General features: G+C 62.5%; 4 protein-coding genes. All 4 read right to left on the minus strand.

Going from position 1 to position 4,934, the window contains the following annotated elements; genetic code table 11:
* Positions 1–26: 26 nt before the first annotated feature.
* Positions 27–1,553: a histidine ammonia-lyase gene (gene hutH, locus HMPREF9538_RS11305; protein WP_002895420.1), complete on the minus strand. Its 1,527-nt coding sequence runs from the start codon at positions 1,551–1,553 to the stop codon at positions 27–29.
* Complete coding sequence (hutU, locus tag HMPREF9538_RS32910; RefSeq protein WP_004151699.1) at positions 1,550–3,238, minus strand: urocanate hydratase; 1,689 nt, start codon at positions 3,236–3,238, stop codon at positions 1,550–1,552. The genes hutH and hutU overlap by 4 nt, the downstream gene beginning before the upstream one ends.
* Before the next feature lie 142 nt (positions 3,239–3,380).
* A complete protein-coding gene (locus tag HMPREF9538_RS11295; protein ID WP_002895358.1) occupies positions 3,381–4,106 on the minus strand; it encodes a histidine utilization repressor in 726 nt (241 codons plus the stop codon).
* Between the two features lie 61 nt (positions 4,107–4,167).
* The coding region (hutG, locus tag HMPREF9538_RS11290; protein WP_009485369.1) for a formimidoylglutamase at positions 4,168–4,934 on the minus strand (767 nt) is incomplete at its 5' end.

The raw sequence follows: 4,934 nt of genomic DNA on the forward strand, positions 1-4,934 counted from the left end.
GACGCGGGTACAGAGAACAACGGTGATTAATGCAGTACGGCAGGCAGCAGACGCGTCAGGTGACGGGCCGCCAGAAGCGCAATGGCGTTATCGATATCCGGGGCGAAGTAGCGATCCTGCGTATAGTGCGGCACGCGTTCGCGCAGCAAGTGACGCGCCTCTTCCAGCAGCGGACTGGTGGTCAGTCCTTCGCGCATATCCAGCCCCTGCGCCGCCGCCAGCCACTCAACGGCCAGCACCCCGCGGGTGTTCTCGGCCATCGCCCACAGGCGGCGACCGGCAGCCGGCGCCATGGAAACATGGTCTTCCTGGTTCGCGGAGGTGGGCAGGCTGTCAACGCTATGCGGGTGCGACAGCGCTTTGTTTTCACTGGCTAAGGCCGCCGCCGTGACCTGGGCAATCATAAACCCGGAGTTGACGCCGCCATTTTTGACGAGGAACGGCGGCAGCTGCGACATATGGCTGTCCATCATCAGCGCGATGCGGCGCTCGGAGAGCGAGCCGATTTCGGCGATCGCCAGCGCGATATTATCCGCGGCCATCGCCACCGGTTCGGCATGGAAGTTACCGCCGGAGATGACGTCATTTTCGGCGGCAAAGACCAGCGGGTTATCGGAGACCGCGTTGGCTTCAGCCAGCAGCACCTCAGCCGCCTGGCGGATCTGCGTCAGGCAGGCGCCCATCACCTGCGGCTGGCAGCGCAGGGAGTACGGGTCCTGCACCTTGCTGCAGTTATGGTGCGACTGCGAGATCGCGCTATCGTCGGTCAGCAGGTGGCGATACAGCGCCGCCGCATCAATCTGCCCGCGCTGGCCGCGCACTTCATGGATGCGCGCATCAAACGGACGACGTGAGCCCAGCGCCGCTTCGGTGGTTAACGCCCCGCAGACGACCGCGGAGGCGAACAGATCCTCGGCTTCGAACAGACCGCGCAGGGCAAAAGCGGTCGAGGCCTGGGTGCCGTTGAGTAGCGCCAGCCCCTCTTTCGCCGCCAGGGTAATCGGCTCCAGCCCCACCTGACGCAGCGCTTCGGTGGCCGGCAGCCATTCGCCGCCGCGTACCCGCGCTTTACCTTCTCCGAGCAGGGTTAACGACATATGCGCCAGTGGCGCGAGGTCGCCGGAAGCGCCGACGGAGCCTTTGGCCGGGATCCACGGCGTCACGCCGGCATTCACCAGGCCAATCAGCGCCTGGATCACGCTCAGGCGGATCCCGGAGAAACCGCGGGACAGGCTGTTAATCTTCAGCACCATAATCAGCCGCGTCAGATCATCGTCCAGCGGCTCGCCAACGCCCGCCGCATGGGACAGCACCAGCGAACGCTGCAGGTTCTCCAGATCTTCCGTCGAGATACGGGTTTGCGCCAGCAGGCCAAAACCGGTGTTGATGCCGTAGGCGGTACGCCCTTCGGCAAGGATGGCGTTGACGCAGGCCACGCTCTCGTCAATGGCGGCAAACGCGCCGCTGTCGAGGGTAATATTTACCGGGTGGCTGTAAACGTCGCGGAGCTGCGACAGGCTGAGTTGACCCGGGATCAAAGTTAAAGATTTCATTTAGCGTTCCCCTGCGTTGCCGCCACCATCGGAAGATTCAGACCCTGTTCTGCTGCGCATTCAATGGCAATCTCATACCCCGCGTCGGCATGACGCATTACGCCGGTCGCCGGGTCGTTGTGCAGGACGCGGGCGATACGCGCCGCCGCTTCATCGGTACCATCGCAGACGATAACCATCCCGGAGTGTTGCGAGAAGCCCATGCCTACCCCGCCGCCGTGGTGCAGCGACACCCAGGTCGCGCCGCTGGCGGTATTGAGCAGGGCGTTGAGCAGCGGCCAGTCGGAGACCGCATCAGAACCATCGCGCATCGCTTCGGTTTCGCGGTTCGGGCTGGCGACGGAGCCGGAGTCAAGGTGATCCCGGCCAATGACGATCGGCGCGGAGACTTCGCCGCTGCGCACCATTTCGTTAAACGCCAGACCGAGTTTTTGCCGCCACTCCAGACCGACCCAGCAGATACGCGCCGGCAGTCCCTGGAAGCTGATGCGCTCGCGCGCCATATCCAGCCAGTGGTGCAGATGCTGATCATCTTTGATGATCTCTTTCACTTTCGCGTCGGTTTTGTAGATATCCTGCGGATCGCCGGACAGCGCTACCCAGCGGAACGGGCCGATACCGCGGCAGAACAGCGGGCGGATATAGGCCGGCACGAAGCCCGGGAAATCGAAGGCGTTGCTGACGCCCACTTCCTGCGCCATCTGGCGGATGTTGTTGCCGTAGTCGAAGGTTGGGACCCCCATCTCATGGAAGGCCAGCATCGCCTGCACGTGATCGGCCATCGAGCGTTTCGCCGCCAGAATAGTGCCCTGCGGGTCGGATTCGGCTTTCTGCTGATACTCTTCCCAGCTCCAGCCTTTCGGCAGATAGCCATGCAGCGGGTCGTGGGCGCTGGTCTGGTCGGTGACCATATCCGGGCGCACGCCGCGCTTCACCAGCTCCGGTACGATCTCCGCGGCGTTGCCGCACAGCGCGATAGAGATGGCCCGCCCTTCGGCGGTGTATTTTTTGATGCGCGCCAGGGCGTCATCCAGCGAGGTGGCTTGCTCATCCACGTAGCGGGTACGCAGACGGAAATCGATGCGGCTCTGCTGACATTCGATGTTCAGCGAGCAGGCGCCGGCCAGCGTCGCGGCCAGCGGCTGCGCGCCGCCCATGCCGCCCAGACCGGCGGTTAATACCCAGCGGCCTTTCAGGCTGCCCTGGTAGTGCTGGCGACCGGCTTCGACGAAGGTTTCGTAGGTACCCTGCACGATGCCCTGGCTGCCGATGTAGATCCAGCTGCCGGCGGTCATCTGGCCGTACATCGCCAGCCCTTTGGCATCCAGCTCGTTAAAGTGTTCCCAGGTGGCCCAGTGCGGGACCAGGTTGGAGTTGGCGATCAGCACACGCGGTGAGTTTTCATGGGTTTTGAATACGCCCACCGGCTTCCCGGACTGCACCAGCAGGGTTTCATCGCTTTCCAGGTTCTTCAGCGCCTTCACGATAGCGTCATAGCATTCCCAGTTGCGCGCTGCGCGACCAATACCGCCATAGACCACCAGCTCGTGCGGGTTTTCGGCGACATCGGGATCAAGGTTATTCATTAACATACGCAGCGGGGCTTCGGTCAGCCAGCTCTTCGCGGTCAGCGTCGTGCCTCTTGGCGCACGGACGTCCAGCTGGCGATATTTGCTTTGCGACATCGGGGTTTCTCCTGACAATGAACGTTGTTTACGTAGATACATATACTTGTCTATACAAGCATGCGCAAGCCAGGATTTAACAGAAATGATACAATTTTGTTATATTGCGTCAGCAATCACGTTTTGCTGACGCCAGCGTGGATCAGGAGCCAAAGCGCCCCTGCAGACGATATCGGCTACCGGGGAACAGCAGGCGCGCGTGGGAGACGATGTGGGTTGTCGACCAGGTGCGACGACGGATCAGCAGGCACGGATCGTGGGCGTGAATATGCAGCAGCGCGCACTCTTCCGCCGTGGCCTGCACCGCTTCAACAATATGTTCACCTTCGGTTAACGGTGCGATCAGCGACAGGTAATCATGGGGCGTGGTGGCGGTGTAGTCCTGATGCAGATAGTCCGGTACCACTGCGGCATTGACGCAGCGATCTTCGATTTGCACCGGCACCTCGTTTTCGTAATGCACCATCAGCGAGTGAAAGATGCGGGTGCCTTCCGGGACGCTGAGCGCCGTCGCCTGAATATGATCCGCCCGGGTCTCCTCAAGCAGGAGTACCTCACAGCGGTGCTGATGGTGACGGGCGACAATTTCTGCGGCAATACTGCGCACCTCGAACAGCGCCGACTGCCCTTTCGGCTCGGCGACAAAGGTTCCCACCCCTTGCAACCTGACCAGCAGGCCTTCGTCCGTCAGCTCGCGCAGCGCGCGATTGATGGTCATCCGGCTGAAGCCGAACTGGGCCACCAGCTCAGCTTCCGACGGGATACGGTCATGCGGTCGCCAGACGCCGCTGTGGATCTTTTCGCTGATCGCCTGCTTCACCTTTTCATAGAAAGGCGCGGGCGCGGAACGAGGTTGTTGTGCAAACATGGCCTGGCTTTCCTTATGCGTAATAAGCGGAGCGGCGAAACGAAAATAATAGCGCGGATCGCTAGCGCCACCAATGGGCGATTTGCCATGCCACACGGGCCGCCGCGCGAGCGCCCTGACCGTCAATGTCAAACAGCGGGTTAAACTCCACCAGATCCACCGCCTGCAGCTTACCGCTGCGGCACAGCGGCTCAACGATGCGCAGCAGCGTGCCCAGCGGCACGCCCAGCGCCGCCGGGGCCGATACCGCCGGCATTTCTCGCGCCGGCAGCACGTCGAGATCGATAGTCATATACAGGCGGTCGAATTGCGCGATATTGCGCTCAAGCTCCGGCAACACGCGAGTTTCGAAGGCTGTCAGCACCTCCAGATCTTCAACGATAGCCACCTGGCGGCGCGCCGCTTCATCCCATAGCGCCTGGGTGTTCGCCGCCCGGCTAACCCCGATGCAGGTATAGTGAAAACCGCGCTGCTGCGCGTCACACTCCAGCGCCAACTGGCGGAACGGCGTCCCGGAGCTGGCGCAGTCGGCAAAGCGCAGATCCAGATGCGCATCGAGATTAATAATGCCCACTTTTTCGCCTGGGAAGGCATCCAGTACCCCAGCGCCGTGGCCGAAGGCCGTCTCGTGGCCGCCGCCCAGGACCAGCGTGCGTTTACCCGCCCGCTGACAGTCGGCCACCGCCTCGCGCAGCGCCTGATGCGCGGCTTCTAACTGCTCGCCGTCGACGCTGATGGTGCCCATATCCACGCAGCGGTCATGACCCTGATGGCTGGCCATATTGGCCAACGCCCGGCGCAGGGTCGCCGGGCCGTCCGCTGCCCCGG

The sequence above is a fragment of the Klebsiella sp. MS 92-3 genome (assembly GCF_000195655.1).
Classification (GTDB): Bacteria; Pseudomonadota; Gammaproteobacteria; order Enterobacterales; family Enterobacteriaceae; genus Klebsiella; species Klebsiella pneumoniae.

Coding starts and splice junctions, on each gene's coding strand:
- hutH (WP_002895420.1), bottom strand. CDS start 1,553: ATGAAATCTTTAACTTTGATCCCGGGTCAACTCAGCCTGTCGCAGCTC.
- hutU (WP_004151699.1), bottom strand. CDS start 3,238: ATGTCGCAAAGCAAATATCGCCAGCTGGACGTCCGTGCGCCAAGAGGC.
- HMPREF9538_RS11295 (WP_002895358.1), bottom strand. CDS start 4,106: ATGTTTGCACAACAACCTCGTTCCGCGCCCGCGCCTTTCTATGAAAAG.